Below are 26856 nucleotides of genomic sequence, written 5' to 3'. Positions count from 1 at the left end.
GAGCAGCATCATCGTCCCCTACCAAAGCGAAAAAATGCATGGATTGGCATAGTAGGCACACTTTGGAAGCAGCTCCTAAGCTTGCCCGACAAGAAATTGACATTCCCACGCCGTCCAGATTCAACGTTTATGGGCCACCAGCACAAGAAGTCGAGTCAAACTACTGATGCAAAATTACTCAGCACATCCTATAGAAATGATAAGCAGCTTCTGGCGTAACAAACGCCTGATAATGCAGTTAAGTAAGCGCGAAGTACTTGGTCGATACCGTGGCTCTACGTTGGGTTTGTCGTGGTCTTTCTTCAACCCTATATTGATGTTGATTATTTACACCTTCGTTTTTTCGGTAGTGTTCAAAGCCCGCTGGGGTATATCAGAGACAGAAAGTAAAACCGACTTTGCAATTATTCTTTTTGTCGGGCTTTTCATTCATGGCCTGTTTGCCGAATGCATTAATAGATCCCCAGGGCTGATAACGTCCAATGTCAGCTACGTCAAGAAGGTAGTATTCCCGCTTGAGGTATTACCGTGGGTAGCCTTCACTTCGGCACTGTTCCATGCCGCCATCAGCCTGATCGTGTTGCTGCTCGCTCAGCTCATCATTAATCACAGTATTCCGGTCACTGCACTGCTGCTGCCAATCGTCGTATTGCCACTTTTTCTGGGCATCATGGGAATGAGTTGGCTGTTCGCCTCCTTAGGCGTTTACCTGCGAGACATCAGCCAGATAACGGTAATGTTCTCCACCGTCATGCTGTTCATGTCCGCAGTCTTCTTTCCGATAACCGCCCTGCCGGAAAGATATCAATTCTGGATTCGGATCAATCCATTGGCTTACATCATCGAACAAAGTCGCAATGTGCTGATATTCGGCGAGCTGCCAGACCTCAAGACCTGGATCGTTATGTTCATCATTGGCACCGTGGTTGCCTGGTGTGGTTTTGCCTGGTTTCAAAAAACACGCAAGGGGTTCGCCGATGTACTCTGAGGCTGTGATCAAGGTTGAAAACCTCAGCAAGTGCTATGAAGTCTATGACAAGCCACACAAACGACTTCTGCAAATGCTATTCAGAGGAAAACGCAAATACTTTCACGAGTTCTGGGCCCTGAAAAGTGCCTCGTTCGAAGTAAAAGCGGGCGAAACCGTCGGTATTATTGGAAGCAATGGCTCCGGCAAGTCCACGCTTCTGCAAATGCTCTGCGGCACCTTGAACCCAAGTTCAGGTGAAATCAGCGTACGCGGCCGCGTCGCCGCGCTGCTGGAACTCGGCGCCGGTTTTAACCCGGAATTCACAGGTAAAGAAAACGTCTACCTGAATGCCGCGATCCTGGGTCTCACTCTCGAAGAAATTGATGCATCTTATGCGGCAATAGAAGAGTTCGCGGAAATTGGCGAGTTTATCAATCAGCCGGTTAAAACCTATTCATCGGGTATGTATGTTCGGCTCGCATTTTCCGTAGCCGTGCATACGAAGCCCAGTATCCTGGTGGTCGACGAAGCTCTGTCCGTCGGCGATGCACGGTTTCAGGCCAAATGCCTGGACCGTATCAAGCAGATGAAAGATTCCGGGGTCAGCATCCTTTTTGTGTCCCACGATGTGGCGGCTGTTCGCACACTATGTGATCGCGCATTGTGGCTGGACAAGGGGTGCGTCCGCGCACTGGGTGACGTATTCCCCGTGACGGCCCAATACACCGAGCACCTATTCAATCGCACTCCCGACAAAAGCGACGAAGCAATCTCGAGCGAGACAGTTCCTCAGCCTCGAGAGGCGCAGCAGCCCATCAACCATTGGGGCTCGCATATTGGCATCATCGATGATGCCGGGATTTATGACGCCGCGGGCGTGCGAAAGAATTTGTTCACTGACCACGAGAAGATGATTGTGAAAATCAGATTTCACACCCATCAACTGAAGTCCACTGAAGGGCTATCGGTGTCGTTTTCCCTCAAGAACCTCTCGGGCAGCGACCTAATCGTTGGCAGTACCTGGAATGAAAGACTGACTTTTACACAAGATAGTGGAGCCGGCCAAGAAGTGATTTTCGAGGTCGAGAACTATTTGTGCTCGGGGGACTATCTGTTAGTGGCAGCGATCGAGAATAGAACTTCAGCGGCAATTCATTACTACGAGTATCTGGAAGGTGCACAGTATTTCTCTTCATCCTTCATCAGTAATTCATCAGGGCAATTCATGCCCAGAATCTCGATTGCCATTGAAAATAATACAGTGAGTAGAGGAGCACTTACACCATGAAAAAAACTACTGACAACGCAATTGAACCTGGTGAAGTCAACTCCAAAACCTACTGGGATTATCGCTTCTCCAACGATTGGGAAGAAAATTTTGGCAGAGAACAGAGTATTTTCTTCAGTGACGTAGCGGCCAACAATATTCCATCGTGGCTCATCACTTTGATCAGCACTCAGAATCTGACAATGTGCGACTGGGGTTGCGCTCAAGGCGATGGTACTCAAAATTTGGCAAAGCGCTTGAACCTGCCGAATCTTGTCGGTGTGGATTTTTCATCCGAGGCCATTGAGAAGGCGACAGCCGCCTATCCGCAATGCAAATTCCTTTGCGATGACTTTCTGGGCGAAAGCTCCAGCGAAGCATGGGACGTACTGTTCTCATCGAACACGCTGGAACATTTCAACTCGCCTTGGGAAGTGCTGAGCCAGATCTCCTCGAAAGCGAAGCAATTCATTGTTCTGTTGCTTCCATTTAGAGAACAGGAATTGATCGACGAACATTTTTATTCGTTCAATTTCAACAACGTGCCCGCTCATTTCGGGAGTTGGTCACTGACCCACAGCAGCATCGTCGACACCTCGAAAGACGAGCCTAATTACTGGCACGGCGAGCAAATCCTGCTCGTCTATTCGAAAATGGATAATCAGCAAAGCACAAAACTCAGCCTGAAAAATATTCACATCGAAACAAGCAGTGTGTTTTCGGAAGAAGTGACCAATCGCCTAGCAGCCATCCGCCACCAAGTCGAAACACAACTGAATGCTCTGGAAGAAGCCAGGCAAGCCCTTGAGATCAACCAGGCGGAACTTGCCCGTAAAGAGGCGGCGCTGCTTGCGAGCGAGGAAATGAAACTCGCCACCACAAAACAACTACAGTTGCTGGAAACGCAGTACAACACCGTGATCAATAGTCATTCGTGGAAAATTACCAAACCACTGAGGCTGGCGGTACGTGTAGCTCGCCATGGAGTTAGCGAAAGCGACAAACGCGCGCTGAAAAACAAGGCCCGAAGCCTTTATCACAAGCTGCCGTTACCGGACGCGGTGAAAAAAGCCCTGCGCCGATCATATTCGGCAGCCATTGAGGCGCCTATCTCCGCGGTAAAAGGACAACTGCTGAACGGAAGCCTGTTCGATCTGCCGACACTGCAACCTGCTCTACAAGAGAAAGGTCTTGCCGACTATATTTTTTGGGGAGTCATTGACTGGCACTTCCGCCACCAGCGACCACAACAACTGGCCCAGGCGCTAGCGGGTGCCGGTCGCCGGGTGTTCTACATTTCGGTCAACCTGGTAGACGATCCGCGTTGTGGCTTCAATGTAGAACAACTCGATGCGCATGGTCGCCTATTCCAGATCAATCTCTATGCCAAAGGCGCGCCGGTGATCTACACCACCGCACCGGGCGTGGATATTGCTGAGCAACTCAAAGGCTCGATTGGCCAAGTATTGGATTGGGCAAACACCAAACAAGTAGTGTCACTCATCCAGCATCCATTCTGGTATGAAACCTCGTCCATGCTTCCAGATAGCGAACTGGTTTACGACTGCATGGACCACCACGAAGGTTTCGGCAACGTTTCCGAAGAGGTCCTGTCGATCGAACGAGCGCTGATGCGTAATGCCGACATCACCATTACCACGTCTACCTGGCTGGATGAAATCGTCGCACAGCATACTGACAGCCGGGTTCTGATCAGGAACGCGGGTGAGTTCGATCACTTCGCCTTCAAACCGGCTGATGTGTATGTGGACCCACTAAATCGCAAGATAATTGGCTATTACGGCGCTATCGCTGAATGGTTCGATCTGACACTTCTGGAAAACGTCGCCAAGGCCTTCCCAGAGCACTGCATTCTGATGATCGGTGCCGACACCGTGGGCGCCCGCACACAGCTGGCTCATCTAAGCAACGTAACCTTCACCGGCGAAATGCCTTATAGCGAACTGCCAAAGTACCTGCACGCGTTTGACGTTTGCCTGCTGCCTTTCCAGGTCATCCCGTTGACGCTGGCAACCAACCCCGTCAAGGTTTATGAATACTTGAGCGCCGGCAAACCTGTCGTTTCCGTCGACTTGCCGGAAATCAAGCAATTCGAAAATCTGGTGCATGCCGCCGCAACGACCGATGAGTTCATCAGTGCTATTAACGAAGAGCTGAATGCTGTCAACTCGGCAGAGCGCATACAGGCGCGCCAACAGTTCGCCAGAAACCAAACTTGGGGTCATCGCGCAGAACAAATGATCAAGCGGATCGAACTGGACCGCACAGTTCCTCGCGTCAGTGTCATCGTGGTGACGTACAACAACATTGAACTCACCAAGGCTTGCCTCGCCAGCCTGGACGAGCACTCCAACCATGAAAACCTGGAAATCATCGTCGTCGACAATGCGTCTGCCGATGGCACACCGGATCTGTTGAGAGAATGGGTCACCCAGGCCCCGAATCGCGAAATCATTCTGAACGATGACAATACTGGATTTGCTGCCGGCAACAACCTCGGCCTTGCCATAGCAACTGGCGAATATCTAGTGCTGCTCAATAACGATACCTACGTTACTCCTGGCTGGATCCGCACGCTCTATCGTCACCTTCAGCGGAACAAGAGTATTGGTATTATCGGCCCGGTCACTAACAATATCGGTAACGAAGCCAAGATCCAGATCAGCTACCAGAACATGGAAGAGATGCTTCTGGAATCGGCCAAATACACTCATAGCCATATCGGCAAAGTGCAAAACATTCATACTGCAGCGTTTTTCTGTGTGATGTTTTCCCGCGAGCTCTATAAAACTGTCGGCCCACTGGATGAAGCTTTTGGCCGAGGTTTCTTCGAAGATGATGATTACTGCAGAAGGGTCGAGCAACTCGGCCTGAGCATTGCCTGTGCCGAAGACGTGTTCATTCACCACCACCTGTCGGCGTCGTTCAATAAACTCAGAAGCGCAGACCGTCAGGCCCTCTTCGAGCAAAACAAAGCCACCTACGAAGCAAAATGGGGCACCTGGACGCCTCATACCTACAAGAATAATGAAAAATGAGTGAGTCAATGAACTCAACGGCGCGTCCCCGTTTGTCAAGGCATCTGAACGTTGTTTCCTTTGCCCTGATTTCGGCCATCTTCTATTTGATGGCCTACTATTCCGTATCGGCTGTTTTCCCCAGCTCTATTCCCGTTCACCATGATGACTACACCAATTACTCGTTAACCTCGGGTGGCCTTGTATGGTCCTGGGTCAGACCCCTGTCGACGGCGCTAATCTATGTGCTTTCGTCTCTCGGACCGGACTGGCTGATCTGGGCGGTAAGAATCTTCACAGTAACTTACGTTTTTCTGTGCTGGAAGATATTGGTCGAGGTCATGCAGCCTCGCCAGTACTGGATTACTCTGGTGTTGTTCGCCGGGGCGGTACTGTCGACACCTATCGTAGCCGAGTACGCGCGCTATACCGGTATGGTTACCCATATGATGTCGGGCTGCCTGGGTCTCGCCGCGGTCTATTTTCTGTTCAAGGATGATCGCGAAAAGAACGACATTTGGCTGTATGTTTCCGTAGCACTGCTGTTGCTATCCACACTCGCCAAGGAGGACTTCATTCTTTTCTACGTCTTCTCCTTCGCCTACATCCTGATCAAATCGCAGAAAGCGATCAAAATTCGTATACTCGTGGGGCTCGCAGGACTGGCGCTGGCTCTGCTTATGGTGGCGGGCGCGAAGTTCCTGGCAGCATCGAGTTTCTTGGGCGCCAGTGATGCACAATCGTCTTATTTTATCGACACTTCGCCAACAAGTGTCGCGAATACCGTCTGGCGCTATTTGACAGGTGCAGGTCATCCGGCGATGACCTGGCACGGCAAAATCATCGCTGCTGTCATGATTTTTTCGAGTGTAGTGGCGATGATCGTGATGCTGCGGGATCGCACAATACCAAAAACATTATATGTGGTCGGCGCAACGCTGACTCTTATCGCACCTTACTCGGTGCTTCCGAATCATGTAAATGCGTACTACGAACTGATCTGGCTGCCATTCATCATTGGCTCGGTTTATGTTGCACTGGCGGAACTGCTGAAAATCAAAAGTTCTACCGTCTGGCGTTCTTATTGCGCTTGCGCGATCCTCGCCGCGCTCGCCACACAGCTGTATATGACAGACACATCAGGGCGCTTCAGCATTGCACATTGGTATGACGCGGTAGCCATGGATAACGCCAAGGCATTGAAGCAGCTTGAAGATCATAAAGCCGCCATAAACGCAGCACCGTTGGTCTGCGTATATGGAGCAAACTCATTCTCTCCTTGGTATATGCACAACGGTCGATACCTCCAGACAGTTATGGGCTTGCATACCCGATGGAACATCGTCATGGATAAGAGCTCACCGCTTTATCCAGGAATGCAACAAGGTGCAGCATTGTCCAAGGGTCTAGTCGTAGTGACAGACACGTCGGAAGTAAATGTAGATTGCCTGAAACTCTCGATTGGAGACGCAAAATAATGCGCACGCTTGCGGATGTTTTCATTGGCAAGAGCAATAATCTGACCTTTATCCGGCTGATAGCTGCCCTCTCGGTAATTTATGGCCACACCTCGGCAGTCGTGGCTGGCGCTTCGGCAGATTGGGTCGCCGTGACCACCGGCTACGCTTTCCTCGGTGGTGTCGCGGTTGATCTGTTCTTCCTGATCAGCGGATTCCTGGTCACTGCCAGCATCCTGAATAGTGGTGTGAAGAATTATGTTATCTCCAGAGTACTGCGGATCTATCCAGCACTTTGGGTAAACCTGATCCTGGTCACTTTTGTCATGGGAAGTGTCGTGACTACATTGTCCGTAACCGAATACCTCACTAACGGTAATGTCTGGTCCTACTTCAAGGGTTTGGCATTTACCTATCAGGGTGGTTTTTTCTTGCCGGGCGTGTTTACCCAGAACCACAATCAGGCCGTAAATGGTTCCATATGGTCGGTACTTATCGAAGTATGGCTTTACATCGCCATACTGTTCCTTTACGTCTTCGGGACAATGCGCAACCGGGCCATATTCAACACCCTGTTCTTTGTGTTGATCGTGATGATCTGGAACGACAAGTCATACCTGCCGGCGTCCCTCAGTGGCTCGACCATGTTGCATGTTTGCCTGCTGTTTTACATTGGCTCTTTTCTTTACATCAATCGAGACAGTGTGCCGGTCAGCCCCTATTTCATGCTAATTGCCCTGTTTTTGGCCGGTATTACCCTCGGTACTGAAAAATTTGCCTATGGGTACATTCTGGTTCTGGTGACATTCTTCTGCACGGTCAGCTTCCTGAAGCAGTTTTCCTGGATGGACAAGTGGGGAGATTACTCCTATGGCGTCTATCTATATGGCTGGCCAGCCCAGCAACTGACTGCTTGGGCATTTCCGGGCTTTTCCGGAACACAGAACTGCTTGACTGCAAGTGCGATCGCACTTATCTGCGGCATTGCCTCTTGGCACCTTATCGAAAAAAGAGCCCTGCGGCTCAAAAAAGTCTTCTTCAGAAAAACTGAAACCTCAACAATCAATTCCGGCTTGACCCCCCAAGGAGCATCGATATGATCCCTCTCTTTTCCGACCTGGTAATGAATAAGAATCTCGACTTCCTGAGTGCAGTCAAGAAGGTTCTGGACCGCCATTGGTATGTCCTGGGAGAAGAAGTTACCGGTTTCGAATCGGAGTTCTCGAACTACGTTGGCGTCGGCCATTGCGTTTCTATGGCCAATGGCACCGATGCCATTGAAATCGCCTTGCGCAGCGTCGGTGTCGAGCGCGGTGATTTAGTGGTTACCGTGGCCAACGCCGGTTTCTATAGCAGCACAGCCATCCATGCCATCGGTGCAACGCCACTGTACGTCGACATCAACCCGTCCTGCATGACCATGTCGGTTGACGCGCTGGCCGAAGCCCTGAAGCAGAACCCCAAATGTGTGATCGTTACCCACCTCTATGGGCAGTTGGCGAACATAAAGGAATTGCTGGCCCTGGCCCATGCAGCTGGCGTGATGTTGATTGAGGACTGCGCCCAATCCCACGGTGCGGTACTCGATGGCCAACAAGCGGGAAGTTTTGGCGATGCGGCATGCTTCAGCTTCTATCCAACCAAAAACCTGGGCGCCATGGGCGATGGCGGCGCAGTAGTGACCAACAATGACGAACTGGCCGCACGCCTCAAGACATTGCGCCAATACGGCTGGTCGTCCAAGTATCACGTGGGACACGCAGGCGGCAAAAATAGCCGCTTGGACGAAATGCAGGCTGCAATACTGCGAATCAAGCTTCCATTGCTCGCCTCCTGGAACACTGCACGCAGAGACATCGCCTCCCGCTACAATGAGGCCTTTGCCGGGCTCGCATTTGACGCGCTGCCAACGGTGAACGAATCCTATGTTGCGCATTTGTATGTAGCGCGTGTCCAGAACCGTGACGCCTTGCGCGACTTCCTCAAAGCGCAAGGTGTGGCAACTGATGTTCATTACCCGGTTCCGGATCATCACCAGGCCGCGTATACCCAGCCTCGGCTCGCCGGTTCCATGGAAGTCACAGAGTCCTTGTGCAAGACGCTGGTGACTCTCCCTTGCTTCCCGGGAATGACCGATGAAGAAGTAGAGTCTGTGATCAGCGCAGTCAAAAAATTCTTCGAACAATAAGGAGCCCATCGCTTGCTAACGTTAGTCATCCCTGTTTACAAAAACGAAGGCTCATTGCCAGATTTGCTGATCGCCATCGATGGACTGAACAGCAAGTTAGCAGGCAATTTCGAAGCGGTTTTTGTGATCGACGGTAGCCCAGACCGTTGCTATGAAATATTGAGAGACCAACTGCCCAAGCAGCGTTTCGAATCTCAGCTTGTGCTGTTGTCACGCAATTTTGGCTCGTTCGCGGCAATCCGTGTGGGCCTGGAGACAGGCAGGGGTGAGCGTTTTGCAGTCATGGCGGCAGATCTGCAAGAGCCACCGGAGCTGGTCCTGGAGATGAACACTCAGTTGCTGACAGAGCAGTACGATGTCGTTCTCGGGGTTCGTGAAGCGCGTGATGACCCTTTTATGTCGCGCATTGCTTCCAAAACGTTCTGGAATCTGTACCGTCGATACATTGTTCCTGAAATACCGGAAGGTGGCGTCGATGTCTTCGGTTGTAATAAAGCCTTCCGCGATACGCTGTTGACACTCGACGAACGGCACAGCTCGCTGATCGCGCAGATTTTCTGGCTCGGCTTTCGTCGCAAGACTATTTCCTACAGCCGTCTTAAACGTGAACATGGCACATCTGCATGGACCTTCTCCAAGAAGGTGAATTACATGATGGACAGTATTTTTGCCTTTACTGACCTGCCCATCCGCCTGCTAACACGCCTGGGCGGCGTAACAACCGTTCTGGCGGCCGGCTTCGGCATCGCAGTTACAATTGCGCGTCTTCTGGGACTGATCACAGTCTCGGGTTATGCGATGACCATCAATGTCATCGTCTTCTTGGGAGCGGCAAACTTGTTAGGCCTTGGAATCGTGGGCTCATATGCATGGCGCACCTACGAAAATACCAAAGCCAGACCGCTAGCCATCCCAATGAGGACAGAGAATTTCAATCATGAAAAATGAAAATGCCGAGTACTTCGTCCATCCGAATGGCCTTTGCGAATCTCCTCACATAGGTAAAGACACCAAGATCTGGGCCTTTGCGCATGTCTTGCCTGAGGCTAGGCTCGGCTCCGATTGCAATATCTGCGACAACGTATTTATTGAAAACGATGTCGTCATAGGTGACCGCGTCACTATCAAGTGTGGCGTTCAGGTATGGGACGGCATCGAGATCATGGATGATGTATTTATTGGTCCGAATGCTACTTTTACCAATGATCGCTTCCCGAGAAGCAAACAGTACCCAGACGAGTTTTTGCGCACTATCGTCAAAACGAAAGCAACGATCGGTGCCAATGCGACCATTCTGCCAGGCCTGACAATCGGTGAAAACGCCATGATCGGTGCAGGTGCAGTGGTTACACGATCTGTTCCGCCTTTTGCGATCGTAGTTGGCAACCCTGCAAAAATCATTGGTTACGCTGACGCCGTCGGCTCAACCAACGAGAGCATCAAAGTTTCCACTTCGTCGAAGCCCGCAGTGACCAACACCAACGTGTCCGGTGTCACTCTGCATACCTTCAAAGCCGTCCCGGACCTGCGCGGCAGTCTGTCGGTCGGTGAGTTCGAGCGTGAAATTCCTTTCAGCCCGAAACGCTATTTCCTGGTGTACGACGTACCGACTGCAGACACTCGGGGCGAACATGCGCATCACCAGTGTCATCAATTCCTCATTGCCGTCAGAGGCAGTATTCGCGTGGTAGTGGATGATGGTCAAACACGCGAAGAAATCACTCTCGATCGCCCTAACATGGGCTTGTACCTGCCACCTAAAACCTGGGGCATTCAATACAAGTACTCTTCAGATGCCATGTTATTGGTGTTCGCCTCAGATTATTACGATTCCGACGACTACATTCGCGATTACAGTGAATTCGTCAATCTGATCAAATCGCAAAAGCAGGTTTAGTCCGTGTCCAGACAGAGGTCATCTACCGACCTGTTAAAGTTCGTCATAGGCGGTGGCATCAATACCGCCTTTACGTATGGCTTGTATTTTGGCCTGCAAGTCGTGATGCCCTACCAAGTAGCGTATGCATTGGCATTCGCCACAGGCATCGTCTTCTCATACTGGTTCAATGCAACGATTGTTTTCAAGACGCCCGTGAGCTGGAAAGGCTTCTTCTCTTTTCCGCTGGTTTACCTGGTCCAGTACTTGTTATCGGCAGTACTGCTAAGTGTCTTCGTCGAGCGCATGGGCATCCCCCAAAGCGTCGCACCGCTGGTCGTCATCATTGTGACTATCCCCATTACTTTCGTGCTGACACGTTGGTTCCTGCGCCGCACGTAGGCCTTGTCACCACGCTAAATTTTTGCAAAGGAAATTCTGAATATGAAAATCATGTGCACTGTCGGCACACGGCCAGAAGCTATCAAAATGGCTCCGGTCATTCTGGCCTTGAAGCAACAACCCTGGGCAGAAGTTCGGGTTCTGGCGACCGCACAACATCGACACATGCTGGATCAGGTGATGACATTCTTCGGTATCGTGCCCGATATCGACTTGAACATCATGAAACCTAACCAGACGCTGACCGAGTTGACCGCCCGGCTTTTGCTCGAATTGGATAAGGTGTTGCTTGAGGAGAAGCCCGACGTCGTTCTGGCTCAAGGTGACACGACAACAGTCTTTGCAATGGCCCTCGCCTGCTTCTACCGCCGTATACCATTTGGGCATGTGGAAGCAGGCCTGCGTACGTGGGATATGCAGAACCCCTTCCCGGAGGAGGCAAATCGCGTATTGGCCGGTCGACTGACCCGTTGGCATTTCGCTCCGACCGAAAGCTCGAAAGCCAACTTGCTACGCGAAGGCATCCCGGATCAGGACATTACCGTAACCGGCAACACCGTAATCGATGCATTGCTGATGACCGCCGCCAAGGACTTGACCCTGGGGATTGACCTGGACGACAGCAAACGCCTGATTCTGGTGACCTCTCACCGTAGAGAGAACTTCGGTGCACCATTCCTGGAGATTTGCCGGGCGCTCAAGACGCTGGCAGAGAGCAACAGCGACGTGCAGATCCTTTATCCGGTGCACCCTAACCCGAACGTCAAGGACGTTGCATATGACGTTTTGGGCAACACCCCGAACATTATTCTGTGCGAGCCACTCGATTACGCACCGTTCATTGCCGCCATGAAGAAGGCCTATCTAATCATCAGTGACTCTGGTGGCGTTCAGGAAGAAGCCCCGGCCCTGGGCATTCCGGTTCTGGTCCTACGGGATGAAACGGAACGACCTGAAGCAGTCGACATGGGCGTCGTCAAGCTGGTAGGTCCTAATCACGACCCGATCCTGAAAGAAGCCCAAACCCTGCTGGATAATCCGGCTGCTTATAAAGCAATGGCCCGAGGCGTTTCTCCTTATGGTGATGGCAAGGGCGCAGAACGCATTGTGGCGGTGCTGAAAGAGTACTGCGTTTAATGCGTCTGGTTTATTTGTCACCTGTGCCGTGGGCAAGCTTTGCCCAACGGCCGCAAAAATTCGTTCGCTGGTTTCACCAGAAAACAGCGGGCGAAGTGTTGTGGCTGGATCCTTATCCAAGCCGTTTCCCACGCTTGAATGACTTCAAGAAAATTGGCGTCAGTGACAAAACCGAAAGCGATGACCTGGAACCCTGGTTAAGCGTATTGAAACCAAGGGCGTTACCTATCGAACCTTTACCGGCGTCCGGACTGATAAACGGACGACTTTATTGGTCCGAACTTCTAAAGACGGTGGAAGCATTCGCCCAGGATCAAGAAATTCTATTGGTCATCGGCAAACCAACTGCCCTTGCACTGCAAGTATTGAAGCTATTGAAAGGTCATCCATCGGTGTACGACGCCATGGATGACTTCCCGACGTTTTTTTCGGGAATATCGAAAGCGGCGATGGCTCGGCGAGAACGACAGATCGGCAGCAATACCACTGTCGTTCTCGCGTCCTCGACAAAACTGCGAAAAAAATGGGAGAGCCATAACCCAAACGTCAAGTTCGTGCCTAATGGACTCGATGTTGAGCTTTTGCCTCCCGCGAAGACTCAGTTTCACAGCAATCAAACAAAGACCTTCGGTTATCTGGGAACAGTGGGTGCCTGGTTCGATTGGCAATGGATGATTCATTTGGCCCAATCACGCCCCAACGACAATGTTCATATCGTCGGCCCCGTGTTCAACCCTTGCAATATGAAACTCCCCAGCAATCTAAAACTGTTTCCACCCTGCAGCCATAAAGATGCACTGTTGACAATGTTGTCGTTCGACGTCGCGGTCATCCCGTTCCTGAAGAATGAGCTGACGTCATCCGTCGACCCGATAAAATATTACGAGTACCGGGCGCTAGGTTTACCCATCATTTCGACAGGTTTTGGTGAAATGGCTTACAGAGGTGAGCAGGAAGGGGTTTATCTGTGTGACAACGCAGAAGAAATGATCCCAGCGGTAGTCAAGGCGCTGGATTACACAACGACCAGCAGCTTCACTGACAGCTTCAAAGCCGCAAACAGTTGGGAAACCCGGTTTGACGCATCAGGTGTGATTTGTGTTTAACCCGCCCTCAGCAACAGCAGATAGCGGCTGAAGCGAACATCAGCAGTACCATATGCTCGCTATACGAAGCCTGAAGGTTTTTCACTTGAACTTCCATTCTGTCAGGGGACCGATCAAAAAAATCGGTTCCTTCTGATCCTTTCTATTCAATTTAGAAATCTTATGAAGAAAACTCTGTTGAGCCAAGATTTTAGAATCTGGATGTGTAGCCTTCTCTGGATGTCCCGAAAACTTGGAAAGACTACGATTCGTGGCAGTAGCCATGAGACATTCGCCACCACCGAGTGATATCCCATACTTCTAGCAGCGCTTGGAGAACTCCATTATTCAAGAATGTCCAAATGGCATTCAAGCCTGCTCTCGTACCCCTGCGTTAAACTTTACCGCCAGCCAGATCAACGGCGTATAGGCTACGACCAGACCGATGAACCCATCCATACGGCCAATACCCACCGCAAGTGCTATCGGTAGCATCCACAGCAGATTGATACATAGTGTCCCCAACGTCACCGTTCTGTGGCTTGAGTAATATCGAGAGGCGTGCTGATAGGCGTGACTACGATGGGCCTGGTAGATTTTTTCTCTACGGGATAGGCGTCTGAACAAAGTGACTGTTGCGTCAACAATAAAAATACCTAGCAGAATCAACCAACTCCACATTAATTCGGGTGCTTGCCCGCCAGCGCTGAGTGTCAATGTGGCAAGAATAAGCCCCAGAAATCCGCTTCCGGCATCCCCCATGAATATACGTGCCGGGGGGAAATTCCATAGCAGAAAACCAGTTACAGCTGCCGACAGAAGCAAGGGAGCCCATATCAGTGCGTAGTGCCCACTCAACCACGAAATAAGACAGGCTGCAGCACATACGAAAATCGCCTGCACACTAGCCAGGCCATCAATACCATCCATGAAGTTATAAAGATTTAGCATCCACACCAGAAAAAAAGCCGCCAAGATGTTACCAAACCAGCCGAGATCGACCGTCGCTCCAAGAAATTGAATTGGCTCAAGACCCTGTAACCAAAACAATGCCCAGGCAGCGGCAATAAAATGCCCTAGCAACCGCCATCTGGCAGCAATATGCCCATGGTCATCGGCAAACCCGATAACGGCAACAAGCAGTCCCGAGCCAAACAGCCCATACAGCGCCGCGGGACTTAACAGGTTCATGCCGGCCAGGGCTGGCAACGCCAGTAGAAAGGCGACAACAATGGCCACCCCTCCCCCACGCGGAGTCGGAACAGAATGCGAACTACGCTCGTTAGGTATATCCATCAAACTCTTCGCCAAGGCATAACGACGCAAAATAAGCGTCAGCACCCAAGAAACAGCGAATACCGCAACCAACAACCACCAAACAGTCATTTCGTTTGCTTTTCCAGATAATGGCCAGCGGTTTGTCGCATGGCTTTGTCCATGTTGATGGGTGGCGTCCACCCCAATAATTCGCGATTTTTGTTGATATCGACTTGCAGCGAGCCACATAGGCGTTGGGCAAAAGCCTGTTTGCCCAGTGTTGAGGCAGCCAATTTCAACAGCCACTCAGGCATCGGCAGGAGTCGGGCAGATTTGCCTAGTGCCTTGGATAGACGACGCAACAGTTGGGTAGTGGATAGGTCTTCGCCGTCGCTGGCCAGAAAGGTCTGATTAGCTGCTGCGGGATGATCGATGCACGTGACGATAAGGTTCACTAGATTGCCGATCGCAACAAGGCTTCGCTGATTTCGAATCGCGCCCAGAGGCAGTGGGATGCCCTTATTGAGCCAGCTCAGCATGCTCAGAAAGTTGGCTTTCACTCCCGGACCATAGACCAGTGGTGGACGGATGATCACCACTTCCATGCCGGTGTCACGGCCTAGTTGCTTCAGCGCCTCTTCGGCTTCGTACTTGGACACACCATACGGATCCAGCGGATTTGGCTGATCATCGGCTTTGAATGGTTTACCCGGGAGAGTGCTTTCGCCGTTGACCTTGATCGAGCTGATGAAGATGAAGCGCTTCACGCCTGATTCAGCGGCACGCTGTGCAAGCCTGAGCGTACCTTCCACGTTGACCTTACGAAACTCGGCCAAGGCATCTATGGCGGTTTCATTCATGACATGCACTCGGGCAGCGGCATGAATGACTACCTGGATATCGTCGAGTGCAGGCAGGATCTTGGCATGGGTGAGATCGAATGACACCACAGGACACAATCCGTGCAACCGTTTGGCACCGCGTGCTGCCGCGATCGGGCTGAACTTCTTGTCCACTAACAGCCTGAAAACCAACGCCTCGCCAACGAAACCACTCGCCCCCGTCACTAATACCTTCGGGGCGGTCATCTAGCTTTTTTCCCTATCAACGCAGTAGCCCAGCAAATACAAAAGAAAAACACTTTATCCCGCAATCGCCGTCGGCAACGCCAAGCACTGAAGGAAAGCTTCATGAGTTGTCTGCGGCGCAGTTTCAGCCATGTTTGCACAAAGGGATTGGCACCCTGCCCCACCAGTAGCGCAATCAATCGAACCTGATTGAACCACCAACCGTCATGAATGGTTTTGTAGCGGGCAATCAGCGGACTCAAGCCCTTATTGGCGCCTACCTGATTACGCTCATGCTGGCGATAGTCCATGGACGGCTCAGAGTCGATGTACCAGCGGTAACCATGGCTGCGAGCGAAGGCGTAGCAATACCAGTCATGCAAACTGACATCTTGCAGTTGCTGCCAATTGGCGAGCATCGAGGCCTTTAGCGAGTCCGCGAGTTTTTTGCTCATCACGTAAGTACAGCCGGGACCCGCCGCTTCGAACAGAAAATCCCATGCGACCTGAGGCTGCGCCTTGTCCAGCACATGAGTGCTGCCGTCTGGCCAGAAGGCAGTGACATTGCTGGAATAGGCTTCTACGCGACGAGCTTGAATGGCTTGGGTTGCACGCTGGAGTTTATTCGAATGCCACACATCATCCTGGTCAGCAAAGGCGACAAAATCGTAGCCTTCAAAGTCGACATCACGGATGAGGCGGAAAAAGTTGCGGGAGGCACCGCCAAAGCTACCGGCAGTCGGCAAGACCAAAACCTCGGGGTGCTCAGCCCCATAAGCCGAACACCAGGCTTCGGTACCGTCAGAGGAAGGATCGACGCTGATATAAACAGTTACGTCGACAGCTGACTGGTCGAGGATCGAGGCCAACTGCTCCTCGATCCACTGCATGCCATTGTAGGCAGCCAGCAAAACCGCAACCTTGGGATGTTTTACTGGCATGCCACTCCTGCCCGCACTGGTTAAACGCTACTATTCGAAAGGGTTAAGCTTTCGAATCAGTGGGAAGGCGAGTCCAGCAGTTTCTGCAGGTACTGACCATAACCAGTCTTCTTCAGCGCATCAGCCTGAGCACCCAACTCTTCGGCTGTGATCCAGCCATTGTGGTAGGCGATCTCTTCCAGGCACGCCACCTTCAAGCCTTGGCGCTGCTCGATGGTATGCACGAAGTGACTGGCTTCCAACAGCGAATCATGGGTACCTGTGTCCAGCCAGGCGAAACCACGGCCGAGCATTTCGACGTTGAGGGTCTTCTGCTCGAGGTAGGCACGGTTAACGTCGGTGATTTCCAGCTCGCCACGGGCAGAAGGCTTGATGCTCTTGGCGATTTCGACGACCTGGTTATCGTAGAAGTACAGGCCAGTCACCGCGTAGGCGGATTTTGGCTTCAGCGGCTTTTCTTCGATGCTCAAGGCGCGGCCGGCAGCGTCGAACTCGACGACACCAAAACGCTCCGGATCCGATACGTGATAGCCGAATACGGTCGCACCATGCTCTTGAGTGCTGGCGGAACGCAGGTTTTCGGAGAAGTGCTGACCGTAGAAGATGTTGTCGCCCAGGATCAGACAGCAAGGGTCTTTGCCGATGAACTCTTCACCGATGATGAAGGCTTGTGCCAGACCGTCCGGGCTAGGTTGCTCGGCGTAGGTCAGCTTGATGCCGTACAAGCTGCCGTCACCCAGCAATTTCTGGAACGATGGCAGGTCTTCAGGGGTGGAGATAATCAGGATTTCGCGCATACCCGCGAGCATCAGCACCGACAACGGATAGAAGATCATCGGCTTGTCGTAGATCGGCAGCATCTGCTTGGACACGCCGAGGGTCAAGGGGTGCAGACGCGTGCCCGAGCCGCCAGCGAGGATGATGCCTTTACGATTTGTCGTGGTCATTTATTCAGGACTTCCATAAGCATTCGGGTGACGCCACTTTGCCAATCCGGCAAGTGCAGAGAAAAATTGTCGCGCAGCTTCTGAGTGTTCAACCGTGAGTTCAGAGGGCGGCGCGCCGGTGTTGGGTAGGCGGTTGTGTCGATCGGATTGATCGTCGTGACGGCAAGCTCTTCACCGTTGGCCTTGGCAAAACCGATCACATGGCTGGCATAGCCGTGCCAGGACGCTTCACCACTGGCCGCCAGATGATACAGGCCCGCCAGTTCAGGGCGTAGCCGGACCTGCTGAATGGCCAGCGCCGTTATGTCGGCGATCAAATCTGCGCCGGTCGGGGCACCGATCTGGTCGGCGATGACGCTCAGGGTGTCGCGGTCCTTGGCCAGACGCAGCATGGTCTTGGCGAAGTTATTGCCGCGAGCGCCGTAGACCCAGCTGGTGCGGAAGATCAGGTGCTTGCAGCCCGAGGCGATGATCGCTTGCTCGCCGGCCAGTTTGCTGGCGCCGTAGTGATTCACCGGGGCGACAGCATCTGTCTCTTGCCACGGCGTCAGGCCTTCACCGCTGAACACGTAGTCGGTCGAGTAGTGAACCAGCCAGGCACCCAGGGATGCAGCCTCTTCAGCCATGACCTGGCTGGCTTGACCATTCACACGGTCGGCCAGTTCGGTCTCGGACTCAGCCTTATCGACGGCAGTGTAGGCCGCAGCGTTGACGACGACATCAGGCTTGACCTGACGAATCGTTGCACGCAATGCATCGAGATCAGACAGGTCACCACTCAAACCATCCACCGGGTGACGGTCCAGAGCGATCAACTCACCAAGCGGTGCGAGGGAGCGCTGCAGCTCCCAGCCGACCTGACCGTTTTTTCCCAACAAGAGGATTTTCATGCTTTGTCCGAACGATCCGTGTAGTTCTGGTCGATCCATTGTTGGTAGCTGCCGCTCTTCACGTGAGCTACCCATTCAGTGTTGTTCAGGTACCACTCGACGGTTTTACGGATGCCGGTTTCAAAGGTTTCTTCCGGCGTCCAGCCCAGCTCGCGCTGGATTTTGCTGGCGTCGATGGCATAGCGCTGATCGTGGCCCGGGCGATCCTGAACGTAGGTGATCAGGCTGGCATGGGGACGATGCGCGGAATCTGGACGCAGTTCGTCGAGCAGTGCGCACAGGGTATGCACTACTTCGATGTTTTGCTTTTCGTTATGGCCGCCGATGTTGTAGGTCTCGCCGATCACGCCTTCGGTCACGACTTTGTACAGTGCGCGGGCGTGGTCTTCGACGTAAAGCCAGTCACGGACCTGGTTGCCTTTGCCGTAGACCGGCAGCGGCTTGCCTTCCAGTGCGTTGAGAATGATCAGCGGGATCAATTTCTCTGGGAAATGGCAAGGGCCGTAGTTGTTCGAGCAGTTGGTCACCAGCGTCGGCAGGCCGTAAGTACGAGCCCAGGCGCGAACCAGGTGATCGGAGCTGGCCTTGCTGGCCGAATATGGCGAGCTTGGCTGATACGGCGTGGTTTCGGTGAAGAGGTCTTCCGGACCTTCGAGGTCTCCGTAGACTTCGTCGGTGGAAATATGGTGGAAGCGGAAGTTGGCTTTACGCGCATCATCCAGCGCTGCCCAATAGTGGCGTGCAGCTTCCAGCAAGGTGTACGTGCCGATGATGTTGGTCTGGATGAATTCAGACGGACCGGAGATCGAGCGGTCAACGTGGGACTCTGCGGCCAGGTGCATGATGGCATCTGGTTGGTGCTCACGCAGGACACGGTCCACTTCATTGCGGTCGCAGATGTCGACGCGTTCGAACACGTAACGCGAGTTCTGGCTGACTTCGGCCAACGACTCAAGGTTACCGGCATAAGTCAGTTTATCGACGTTAACGACAGAGTCGTTAGTGTTGGAGATGATATGACGAATGACTGCCGAGCCGATGAACCCTGCGCCGCCGGTAACTAGAATTTTCACGCGAAACCATACCCTTTAGTTGCTGACAGGGCCGCCAATCGCGCACTGTCTAATCCATGAATGCAAAAGCCATCAAGTCAGCCGTGGCTTCTGACAGAGTCAGTCTGAACCGATGTGGGAAAATTACCCCTATCAGCCAAACGCAGCATTTTACAGCTTAATGAAGGTTTTACTAATGGATATAGACAAGACGCAAGTAACGGGTTTATCGCAATCAGACAAGGCGCTTGCGTGAAGCTCTGGAGGTACGTCCCAGAAACCAGCCAAGGATCGGCCCGATCACCATGCCAATCAGCAGCGCGATGACCATGATCAGCGATACCGGCAACTGCGGACCTGCCCAACCCAGAAACAGCAGTGACACGCTTTGCTGGTTCTCAAGTACGAACGCCAGGATCGCGAGAACGAGCAACAGGACAACTATAGCGAGAAGTACGCGCTTGAGATTACGCATCAGCGGTTCCTTGAAGTGCAGCAGCTGTCAAAGCCCCTCCTCCTCTTCTTCGTTCACGCGATCGCGCAGTTCTTTGCCTGGCTTGAAATGCGGAACGAACTTGCCGTCGAGGCTGACGGATTGACCGGTTTTAGGATTGCGGCCTACGCGCGGTGCGCGATAGTGCAGGGAGAAGCTGCCAAACCCACGGATCTCGATTCGGTCACCGGTGGCCAGACATTGGGACATTTGCTCAAGCATGGTCTTGATGGCCAGCTCCACATCCTTGGATGAGAGCAGCCCTTGATGGGTGACAATTCGTTCGATCAACTCCGACTTCGTCATATTTTTCCCTTCTTTTTCAAGCAGCTAGGAAAAGCGCTTCAAAGGTTTTAGCATGCCCGGAGAAATTTGAACAGCCTGAGTTTTGACATATCTTTCCTCGTAATGAGGTGCCCGATTTCAGAACATCGAAACATCGCTCCAACCCGCCATTCATCTACAGATAACCAGCATGGTGCGCGTCAGATAACCTGCGGGATTGAAGCCGAAAGGGAATATATCCTCTTCCTTGGCGTCATCGGACCTGACGATGACTTTATAACCTGCGCCCTTGCATTCCTTTGCAGCTCGCTTGTGGCACTTTTCCCATCCGGAGCCCAACCCGGAACAATCGATCTCTATGCCACTGACTCCGCGCACCGCGCGAGTCTTGGCGCTGGTGGTACAGCCCGCCAATGTCAGTACTGCTATCACGACAATGAGCTTGTTCATTCGCTTCCTTATGCCGGGCGCAATGCCCAGCGGTCGTTCACTTCAGACTAAGCCTAGCCTCGAATAGATGATTGACCTGTATGAAATTACAGACAACTTGTGTAGATCATTGGTTTCACGAAAGAAAAGTAGCCATGGGATTCACCAAATCGCAGACGCAAAAAAGGGCGACCGAAGTCGCCCTTTTTTATGGTCTGTCAGAACTTAGTTCTGCTTTTCCATTTGTGCACGCAACAGGTCGCCCAGAGTGGTAGGACCAGCAGCGATGCTATCCGAAGGCTTGTCTTTCAAGCTCTGGATGGCTTCTTTCTCTTCAGCATCGTCTTTCGACTTGATGGAGAGCTGGATTACACGGCTCTTGCGGTCAACGCTGATGATCTTGGCTTCTACTTCCTGGCCTTCTTTCAGAACGTTACGCGCGTCTTCAACGCGGTCACGGCTGATTTCGGAGGCTTTCAGAGTCGCTTCGATATCGTCGGCCAGAGTGATGATGGCGCCTTTGGCGTCAACTTCTTTCACGATGCCTTTAACAATGGCGCCTTTGTCGTTCTCTTGAACGTACTCGGAGAACGGATCGCTTTCCAGTTGCTTGATACCCAGGGAGATGCGCTCGCGCTCTGGGTCAACCGACAGGATAACGGTGTCCAGCTCGTCGCCCTTCTTGAAGCGGCGAACGGCTTCTTCGCCCACTTCGTTCCAGGAGATGTCGGACAGGTGAACCAGACCGTCGATGCCGCCGTCCAGACCAATGAAGATACCGAAATCGGTGATCGACTTGATGGTGCCGGAGATTTTATCGCCCTTGTTGAACTGGCCAGAGAAATCTTCCCATGGGTTAGATTTGCACTGCTTGATGCCGAGGGAGATACGACGACGCTCTTCGTCGATGTCCAGAACCATGACTTCCACTTCGTCGCCGACTTGTACGACTTTCGAAGGGTGGATGTTCTTGTTGGTCCAGTCCATTTCGGAAACGTGTACCAGGCCTTCAACGCCTTCTTCCAGCTCAGCGAAGCAGCCGTAGTCGGTCAGGTTGGTTACACGAGCGGTAACGCGAGTGCCTTCTGGGTAACGGGCTTTGATAGCGACCCATGGATCTTCGCCCAGTTGCTTGAGGCCCAGGGAAACACGATTGCGTTCGCGATCGTACTTCAGAACCTTGACATCGATCTCGTCGCCAACGTTGACGATTTCGGAAGGATGCTTGATACGCTTCCAAGCCATGTCGGTAATGTGCAGCAGGCCATCGACGCCACCCAGATCGACGAATGCGCCGTAATCGGTGAGGTTCTTGACGATACCTTTGACTTGTTGACCTTCCTGCAGGGATTCCAGCAGAGCTTCACGCTCGGCGGAGTTCTCGGCTTCGAGGACGCTGCGACGGGAAACGACAACGTTGTTGCGCTTCTGGTCGAGTTTGATGACCTTGAATTCCAGCTCTTTGCCTTCCAGGTGCGTGGTGTCGCGCACTGGACGGACGTCAACCAGAGAACCTGGCAGGAACGCACGGATGCCGTTAACGTCGACAGTGAAGCCGCCTTTAACCTTACCGTTGATAACGCCCTTGACCACTTCTTCGGCTGCGAAGGCTGCTTCCAGAACAATCCAGCATTCAGCGCGCTTGGCTTTTTCACGGGACAGCTTGGTTTCACCAAAGCCGTCTTCAACCGAGTCCAGAGCAACGTGAACTTCGTCACCGACATTGATGTTCAGCTCGCCAGCATCGTTGTAGAACTGCTCAAGCGGGATGAGTGCTTCAGACTTCAGGCCAGCGTGAACGGTTACCCAGCGAGCCTGGTAATCGATATCAACGATAACACCGGTGATGATGGAGCCTGCCTGAAGGTTCAGGGTTTTTAGGCTTTCTTCAAAGAGTTCCGCAAAGCTTTCGCTCATTTTAATTCCTGTTGATAAGGGCGAAGAATACGCCCATCTCCACACCCCAGACGGTGTGGGTTAGTTTCATATGAAAGAAACACCGCAGGACTATGACTGGTCCCCTGCAGCTTTCTTGGTCACCCGGCGATATCGCGAATGGCGATCTCGCTCATGATGCGTTCCAGCACCTGATCGATGGACAACTCCGTGGAATCCAGCTGTATCGCGTCGGCCGCCGGTTTTGAGCGGGGCTACTGCGCGCTGGGTGTCACGCTCATCGCGCGCACGTATCTCATCTAGCAGACTCGACAGACTAACACCATCGACTTTGCCCTTCAACTGCAAGTATCGACGGCGCGCACGCTCCTCGGCACTGGCAGTGAGGAATATCTTCAGCGGCGCGTCCGGAAAAACCACCGTGCCCATGTCGCGGCCATCGGCCACCAGACCCGGCGGTTCCTGGAAGGCTCGCTGGCGCTGCAGCAGCGCCTCGCGAACGGCGGGCAGCGCAGCGACCTGCGAGGCGCCCGAGCCGATACTTTCGGTACGAATGATATCGCTGACTTCGTCGCCTTCCAGAATGATGCGCTGCAGCTGACCGTCGGTCGCCGCGATGAATTGCACATCCAGATGAGCGGCAAGTTTTTTGAGCAACTCTTCGTTCGTCAGGTCGACGCCGTGGTTATACGCCGCGAACGCCAGCAATCGGTACAGCGCACCGGAATCCAGCAAGTTCCAGCCCAGGCGCTTGGCCAGCATCCCGGCGACAGTCCCCTTGCCAGAGCCGCTTGGCCCATCAATGGTGATGACCGGTGCGTTGATTTTCACGACTGAGCCTCTTGTGCAACACGGATACCGACCTGCGCGCACAGCGCGAGGAAGTTCGGGAACGAGGTCGCGACGTTGGCGCAGTCATGGATGCGGATCGGTGCAGTGGCACGCAGCGAAGCGACGCTGAAAGCCATGGCAATCCGGTGATCGCCGTGACCGTGCACTTCGCCGCCGCCGATCTGGCCGCCGTCGATGATGATGCCGTCCGGGGTCGGCTCGCATTTGACGCCCAGTGCCAGCAAACCATCGGCCATGACCTGGATCCGGTCCGACTCCTTCACGCGCAGCTCTTCGGCGCCGCGCAGCACGGTGCGCCCTTCGGCACAGGCCGCGGCCACGAACAGCACCGGGAACTCGTCGATGGCCAGTGGAACCAGCGCCTCGGGGATCTCGATACCTTTGAGTTTAGCTGCCCGTACGCGCAGGTCCGCTACCGGTTCGCCGCCGACTTCACGCTGGTTTTCCAGGGTGATGTCTGCGCCCATCAGGCGCAGGATGTCGATCACGCCGGTACGGGTCGGGTTGATGCCGACGTGCTCGAGCACCAGCTCCGAACCTTCAGCAATCGACGCGGCAACAAGGAAGAACGCCGACGACGAGATGTCGCCCGGCACTTCAATGTGGGTCGCGGTCAGCTTGTGGCCGGACTCGACCGAGGCGGTCGCGCCGTTGACGGTGACCGGGTAGCCGAAGCCGCGCAGCATGCGCTCGGTGTGGTCGCGAGTCGGTGCCGGCTCGGTGACGGTGGTCTTGCCTTCGGCATACAGACCCGCCAGCAACAGACAGGATTTAACCTGGGCGCTGGCCATCGGCATGGTGTAAGTCAGGCCCTTGAGCTTGTTGCCGCCACGGATGGTCATCGGTGGACGACCCTCAGCAGCGGTCTCGATCACAGCGCCCATTTCCCGCAGTGGATTGGCCACGCGATTCATCGGACGCTTGGACAGAGAGGCATCGCCAGTCAGCGTGCTATCGAAGCTCTGCGCAGCCAACAGGCCAGACAGCAGACGCATCGAAGTGCCGGAGTTGCCCAGATAGATCGGGCCTGGCGCAGGTTTCAGGCCATGCAGGCCGACGCCGTGGATGGTCACACGACCGTGGTGCGGACCTTCGATGACGACACCCATGTCGCGGAAAGCCTGCAAGGTTGCCAGAGCGTCTTCGCCCTCGAGGAAACCTTCCACTTCGGTGACGCCTTCGGCCAGGGAACCGAGCATGATCGAGCGGTGGGAAATCGATTTGTCGCCCGGTACACGAATCCGCCCAGTCAGGCGGCCACCAGGTTGTGCCAGGAAAATCAGATCGTTGGAATTCATAGCGTCCACATAGGCCCGGCGGGCCAGGATTTTACTGAAATGCTCGCGGGCAACCCGGGCGCGCGTGAACACGCCCAATAATTGGTGCCCATCCCCTGCATCGACCGCGTCGCGCAAGGCGTCGAGGTCGCTGCGAAATGTATCGAGTGTGCGCAGGACAGCTTCGCGGTTGGCGAGGAAGATGTCGTGCCACATGACCGGGTCGCTTCCGGCGATTCTTGTGAAATCGCGGAAACCGCCCGCAGCGTAACGGAAGATCTCAAGATTTTCATTGCGTTTGGCCAACGAATCGACCAAACCGAACGCCAGCAAGTGCGGCAGATGGCTGGTCGCCGCCAGCACTTCGTCATGACGCTCGACCTGCATGTGCTCGACGTCGGCGCCCAATTCGCGCCACAAGCGGTCGACCATTGCCAGCGCGGCCGGATCGGTCTGATCCAGCGGCGTCAGAATCACTTTATGGCGACGGAACAGTTCGGCATTGGAGGCTTCCACCCCGCTCTGCTCGGAACCGGCAATCGGATGCCCCGGCACGAAGCGCGCAGGCATGCCGCCAAACGCCTCGGTCGCCGCGCGCACCACATTGCCCTTGGCGCTGCCGACATCAGTCAGAATCGCCTGCCCCAGATTCATGCCCGCCAACAGCGCGAGCAGTTTTTCCATGGCCAGGATTGGCACCGCCAGTTGAATCACGTCAGCGCCCTGGCAAGCCGCCGCCAGGTCTTCCTCGCAGCGATCTACCACGCCTAACTCGACCGCCAGCTTGCGCGACTGCGGGTCGAGATCGACCCCGACCACTTCGCGACACAGACCGCTTTCACGCAGGCCCTTGGCAAACGAACCGCCGATCAAGCCCAGACCAACCACCACCAGGCGACCGATCATAGGTTGAGCAGATTGCAGTGCAGTGACATCAACCACGAGCCATAACCTTGGTCAGCGCCTCGAGGAAGCGGCTGTTTTCTGCCGGCAAACCAATGGTGATACGCAGGTGGTTCGGCATGCCGTAATTGGCCACCGGACGCACGATCACGCCTTCGCGCAGCAACCCCTCGAACACTGGCGCCGCAACGCGACCCAGATCGACACAGATGAAGTTGCCTTTGGAGGGAATCCAGCTCAACCCCAGCTCGCGGAAACCGGCTTGCAGCTGCTGCATGCCGGATTCGTTCAGGCGACGGCTTTCGGCCAGGTAGTCGACGTCTTGCAGCGCGGCACAAGCGGCGGCCAGTGCGAGACTGTTGACGTTGAACGGCTGACGCACGCGATTCAGCACATCGGCGACGATAGCCGAGGACAAGCCGTAACCGACCCGCAGCGACGCCAGCCCATAGGCCTTGGAGAAGGTGCGCGAGACCAGCAGGTTCGGGTAGGCCGCCAGATAATCCAGGCCGTCCGGCAAGTCGCTGCCTTCGGCGTATTCGATGTAGGCCTCGTCCAGCACCACCAGCACATGGGCCGGCACGTCCTGCAGGAAATCATCCAGCGTCTGGGCGTCGAACCAGGTCCCGGTCGGGTTGTTCGGGTTGGCAATGAACACCACGCGGGTATCGGCATCGATCGCGGCGAGCATGGCCGGCAGATCATGGCCCCAGTCTTTGGCCGGGATCACTTTTGCCTGGGCACCAACGGCCTGAGTGACAATCGGATAGACCGCAAACGCATGGGCGCTGAACACCGCGTTCAGGCCTGGCGCCAGATAGGCGCGCGCCACCAGCTCCAGAATGTCGTTGGAGCCGTTGCCCAGCGTTACCTGGTTGAGCTCGACGCGGCATTGATCGGCCAGCAGGGTCTTAAGCGCAAAACCGTTGCCGTCCGGATAGCGGGTCAGCTCGGTCAGCGCTTCGCGAATCGCTGCCAATGCCTTGGGACTGGCGCCCAACGGGTTTTCGTTGCTCGCCAGCTTGACGATATTGGCCGGATCGAGGTTTAGCTCACGGGCCAGTTCGTCCACGGGCTTGCCCGGAACGTAAGGCGAAAGTTGTTGCACGCCCGGCTGTGCCAGAGCGAGGAAGTTGCCACTCATTTG

23 protein-coding genes and 1 pseudogene are annotated in these 26856 nt (G+C 53.9%); 11 read left to right on the top strand and 13 right to left on the bottom strand.

The genetic code is table 11. The features are described from left to right. Positions 1 to 166: 166 nt before the first annotated feature. The 11 genes from ABH909_RS11935 to ABH909_RS11885 are packed head-to-tail and all read left to right on the top strand — an operon-like array spanning position 167 to position 13441. Positions 167 to 988, top strand: coding sequence for an ABC transporter permease (locus ABH909_RS11935; RefSeq protein WP_429433303.1), 822 nt, complete (start codon positions 167 to 169; stop codon positions 986 to 988). Beyond that, the gene (locus ABH909_RS11930; RefSeq protein ID WP_429433301.1) at positions 978 to 2258 is read left to right on the top strand and encodes an ABC transporter ATP-binding protein; all 1281 of its coding nucleotides are present in this window, start codon (positions 978 to 980) and stop codon (positions 2256 to 2258) included. Before ABH909_RS11935 ends, ABH909_RS11930 begins: the two co-directional genes overlap by 11 nt. Beyond that, a complete protein-coding gene (locus ABH909_RS11925; RefSeq protein WP_429433299.1) occupies positions 2255 to 5296 on the top strand; it encodes a glycosyltransferase in 3042 nt (1013 codons plus the stop codon). Before ABH909_RS11930 ends, ABH909_RS11925 begins: the two co-directional genes overlap by 4 nt. After that, positions 5293 to 6753: a hypothetical protein gene (locus ABH909_RS11920; RefSeq protein ID WP_429433297.1), complete on the top strand. Its 1461-nt coding sequence runs from the start codon at positions 5293 to 5295 to the stop codon at positions 6751 to 6753. Before ABH909_RS11925 ends, ABH909_RS11920 begins: the two co-directional genes overlap by 4 nt. Further along, positions 6753 to 7832, top strand: coding sequence for an acyltransferase family protein (locus ABH909_RS11915; protein WP_429433295.1), 1080 nt, complete (start codon positions 6753 to 6755; stop codon positions 7830 to 7832). The genes ABH909_RS11920 and ABH909_RS11915 overlap by 1 nt, the downstream gene beginning before the upstream one ends. Then, positions 7829 to 8920 (top strand): DegT/DnrJ/EryC1/StrS family aminotransferase, encoded by a 1092-nt coding sequence (locus ABH909_RS11910; protein WP_429433293.1) that lies wholly within the window; start codon positions 7829 to 7831, stop codon positions 8918 to 8920. The genes ABH909_RS11915 and ABH909_RS11910 overlap by 4 nt, the downstream gene beginning before the upstream one ends. Before the next feature lie 12 nt (positions 8921 to 8932). After that, positions 8933 to 9868, top strand: coding sequence for a glycosyltransferase family 2 protein (locus ABH909_RS11905; RefSeq protein WP_429433291.1), 936 nt, complete (start codon positions 8933 to 8935; stop codon positions 9866 to 9868). Continuing rightward, positions 9858 to 10817, top strand: coding sequence for a WxcM-like domain-containing protein (locus tag ABH909_RS11900; protein WP_429433289.1), 960 nt, complete (start codon positions 9858 to 9860; stop codon positions 10815 to 10817). Before ABH909_RS11905 ends, ABH909_RS11900 begins: the two co-directional genes overlap by 11 nt. Positions 10818 to 10820: 3 nt before the next feature. Continuing rightward, entirely contained in the window at positions 10821 to 11198 is a 378-nt protein-coding gene (locus tag ABH909_RS11895; RefSeq protein WP_429433287.1) for a GtrA family protein, read from the top strand. Between the two features lie 42 nt (positions 11199 to 11240). Beyond that, positions 11241 to 12335 (top strand): non-hydrolyzing UDP-N-acetylglucosamine 2-epimerase, encoded by a 1095-nt coding sequence (wecB, locus tag ABH909_RS11890; RefSeq protein ID WP_429433285.1) that lies wholly within the window; start codon positions 11241 to 11243, stop codon positions 12333 to 12335. Beyond that, on the top strand, positions 12335 to 13441 hold the full coding sequence (locus ABH909_RS11885; RefSeq protein WP_429433283.1) for a glycosyl transferase: 1107 nt from the start codon (positions 12335 to 12337) through the stop codon (positions 13439 to 13441). The genes wecB and ABH909_RS11885 overlap by 1 nt, the downstream gene beginning before the upstream one ends. Before the next feature lie 348 nt (positions 13442 to 13789). Here the strand turns inward: ABH909_RS11885 and ABH909_RS11880 are convergent, their stop codons facing one another. The 13 genes and pseudogenes from ABH909_RS11880 to hisC all read right to left on the bottom strand — a co-directional run bounded on the left by ABH909_RS11880 (position 13790) and on the right by hisC (position 26853). Continuing rightward, on the bottom strand, positions 13790 to 14806 hold the full coding sequence (locus ABH909_RS11880) for an MraY family glycosyltransferase (RefSeq protein ID WP_429439848.1): 1017 nt from the start codon (positions 14804 to 14806) through the stop codon (positions 13790 to 13792). Then, entirely contained in the window at positions 14803 to 15765 is a 963-nt protein-coding gene (locus ABH909_RS11875) for a UDP-glucose 4-epimerase family protein (RefSeq protein ID WP_429433281.1), read from the bottom strand. Before ABH909_RS11875 ends, ABH909_RS11880 begins: the two co-directional genes overlap by 4 nt. Continuing rightward, positions 15762 to 16685 carry a glycosyltransferase gene (locus ABH909_RS11870; protein WP_429433279.1) on the bottom strand — a complete coding sequence of 308 codons (924 nt, stop codon included), beginning with the start codon at positions 16683 to 16685 and terminating at the stop codon, positions 15762 to 15764. The genes ABH909_RS11875 and ABH909_RS11870 overlap by 4 nt, the downstream gene beginning before the upstream one ends. 56 nt (positions 16686 to 16741) lie before the next feature. Then, positions 16742 to 17632 (bottom strand): glucose-1-phosphate thymidylyltransferase RfbA, encoded by an 891-nt coding sequence (gene rfbA, locus ABH909_RS11865; protein ID WP_429433277.1) that lies wholly within the window; start codon positions 17630 to 17632, stop codon positions 16742 to 16744. Then, a complete protein-coding gene (gene rfbD / locus ABH909_RS11860) occupies positions 17629 to 18522 on the bottom strand; it encodes a dTDP-4-dehydrorhamnose reductase (RefSeq protein WP_429433275.1) in 894 nt (297 codons plus the stop codon). The genes rfbA and rfbD overlap by 4 nt, the downstream gene beginning before the upstream one ends. Continuing rightward, a complete protein-coding gene (gene rfbB, locus ABH909_RS11855) occupies positions 18519 to 19595 on the bottom strand; it encodes a dTDP-glucose 4,6-dehydratase (protein WP_429433273.1) in 1077 nt (358 codons plus the stop codon). Before rfbB ends, rfbD begins: the two co-directional genes overlap by 4 nt. Before the next feature lie 214 nt (positions 19596 to 19809). Further along, positions 19810 to 20049, bottom strand: coding sequence for a LapA family protein (locus tag ABH909_RS11850; RefSeq protein WP_429433272.1), 240 nt, complete (start codon positions 20047 to 20049; stop codon positions 19810 to 19812). A gap of 27 nt (positions 20050 to 20076) precedes the next feature. Beyond that, entirely contained in the window at positions 20077 to 20373 is a 297-nt protein-coding gene (gene ihfB, locus ABH909_RS11845) for an integration host factor subunit beta (RefSeq protein WP_007899751.1), read from the bottom strand. Positions 20374 to 20523: 150 nt separating this feature from the next. Continuing rightward, a complete protein-coding gene (locus ABH909_RS11840; protein WP_429433271.1) occupies positions 20524 to 20802 on the bottom strand; it encodes a hypothetical protein in 279 nt (92 codons plus the stop codon). 204 nt (positions 20803 to 21006) lie between these two features. Further along, positions 21007 to 22698 (bottom strand): 30S ribosomal protein S1, encoded by a 1692-nt coding sequence (rpsA, locus tag ABH909_RS11835; RefSeq protein WP_092327163.1) that lies wholly within the window; start codon positions 22696 to 22698, stop codon positions 21007 to 21009. A 119-nt stretch (positions 22699 to 22817) separates the two neighbouring features. Beyond that, positions 22818 to 23508: pseudogene (cmk, locus tag ABH909_RS11830) on the bottom strand ((d)CMP kinase). Continuing rightward, entirely contained in the window at positions 23505 to 25712 is a 2208-nt protein-coding gene (locus tag ABH909_RS11825) for a bifunctional prephenate dehydrogenase/3-phosphoshikimate 1-carboxyvinyltransferase (RefSeq protein WP_429439846.1), read from the bottom strand. The pseudogene cmk and the gene ABH909_RS11825 overlap by 4 nt, the downstream one beginning before the upstream one ends. A gap of 28 nt (positions 25713 to 25740) precedes the next feature. After that, on the bottom strand, positions 25741 to 26853 hold the full coding sequence (gene hisC / locus ABH909_RS11820; RefSeq protein WP_429433270.1) for a histidinol-phosphate transaminase: 1113 nt from the start codon (positions 26851 to 26853) through the stop codon (positions 25741 to 25743). Between the last annotated feature and the right edge of the window lie 3 nt (positions 26854 to 26856).

This window comes from Pseudomonas sp. BS3782 TE3695 (assembly GCF_050435305.1).
Taxonomy (GTDB): Bacteria; Pseudomonadota; Gammaproteobacteria; order Pseudomonadales; family Pseudomonadaceae; genus Aquipseudomonas.
The sequence above is the reverse complement of the archived record's forward strand: the minus strand, read 5'-3'. Positions and strand labels throughout refer to the sequence as shown.

What these genes read in the sequence shown, in the direction of transcription:
- ABH909_RS11935 (WP_429433303.1), top strand. Translation starts at nt 167, where the DNA reads ATGCAAAATTACTCAGCACATCCTATAGAAATGATAAGCAGCTTCTGG.
- ABH909_RS11930 (WP_429433301.1), top strand. Translation starts at nt 978, where the DNA reads ATGTACTCTGAGGCTGTGATCAAGGTTGAAAACCTCAGCAAGTGCTAT.
- ABH909_RS11925 (WP_429433299.1), top strand. Translation starts at nt 2,255, where the DNA reads ATGAAAAAAACTACTGACAACGCAATTGAACCTGGTGAAGTCAACTCC.
- ABH909_RS11920 (WP_429433297.1), top strand. Translation starts at nt 5,293, where the DNA reads ATGAGTGAGTCAATGAACTCAACGGCGCGTCCCCGTTTGTCAAGGCAT.
- ABH909_RS11915 (WP_429433295.1), top strand. Translation starts at nt 6,753, where the DNA reads ATGCGCACGCTTGCGGATGTTTTCATTGGCAAGAGCAATAATCTGACC.
- ABH909_RS11910 (WP_429433293.1), top strand. Translation starts at nt 7,829, where the DNA reads ATGATCCCTCTCTTTTCCGACCTGGTAATGAATAAGAATCTCGACTTC.
- ABH909_RS11900 (WP_429433289.1), top strand. Translation starts at nt 9,858, where the DNA reads ATGAAAAATGAAAATGCCGAGTACTTCGTCCATCCGAATGGCCTTTGC.
- wecB (WP_429433285.1), top strand. Translation starts at nt 11,241, where the DNA reads ATGAAAATCATGTGCACTGTCGGCACACGGCCAGAAGCTATCAAAATG.
- ABH909_RS11885 (WP_429433283.1), top strand. Translation starts at nt 12,335, where the DNA reads ATGCGTCTGGTTTATTTGTCACCTGTGCCGTGGGCAAGCTTTGCCCAA.
- ABH909_RS11880 (WP_429439848.1), bottom strand. Translation starts at nt 14,806, where the DNA reads ATGACTGTTTGGTGGTTGTTGGTTGCGGTATTCGCTGTTTCTTGGGTG.
- ABH909_RS11875 (WP_429433281.1), bottom strand. Translation starts at nt 15,765, where the DNA reads ATGACCGCCCCGAAGGTATTAGTGACGGGGGCGAGTGGTTTCGTTGGC.
- ABH909_RS11870 (WP_429433279.1), bottom strand. Translation starts at nt 16,685, where the DNA reads ATGCCAGTAAAACATCCCAAGGTTGCGGTTTTGCTGGCTGCCTACAAT.
- rfbA (WP_429433277.1), bottom strand. Translation starts at nt 17,632, where the DNA reads ATGACCACGACAAATCGTAAAGGCATCATCCTCGCTGGCGGCTCGGGC.
- rfbD (WP_429433275.1), bottom strand. Translation starts at nt 18,522, where the DNA reads ATGAAAATCCTCTTGTTGGGAAAAAACGGTCAGGTCGGCTGGGAGCTG.
- ABH909_RS11850 (WP_429433272.1), bottom strand. Translation starts at nt 20,049, where the DNA reads ATGCGTAATCTCAAGCGCGTACTTCTCGCTATAGTTGTCCTGTTGCTC.
- ihfB (WP_007899751.1), bottom strand. Translation starts at nt 20,373, where the DNA reads ATGACGAAGTCGGAGTTGATCGAACGAATTGTCACCCATCAAGGGCTG.
- ABH909_RS11840 (WP_429433271.1), bottom strand. Translation starts at nt 20,802, where the DNA reads ATGAACAAGCTCATTGTCGTGATAGCAGTACTGACATTGGCGGGCTGT.
- rpsA (WP_092327163.1), bottom strand. Translation starts at nt 22,698, where the DNA reads ATGAGCGAAAGCTTTGCGGAACTCTTTGAAGAAAGCCTAAAAACCCTG.
- ABH909_RS11825 (WP_429439846.1), bottom strand. Translation starts at nt 25,712, where the DNA reads ATGATCGGTCGCCTGGTGGTGGTTGGTCTGGGCTTGATCGGCGGTTCG.
- hisC (WP_429433270.1), bottom strand. Translation starts at nt 26,853, where the DNA reads ATGAGTGGCAACTTCCTCGCTCTGGCACAGCCGGGCGTGCAACAACTT.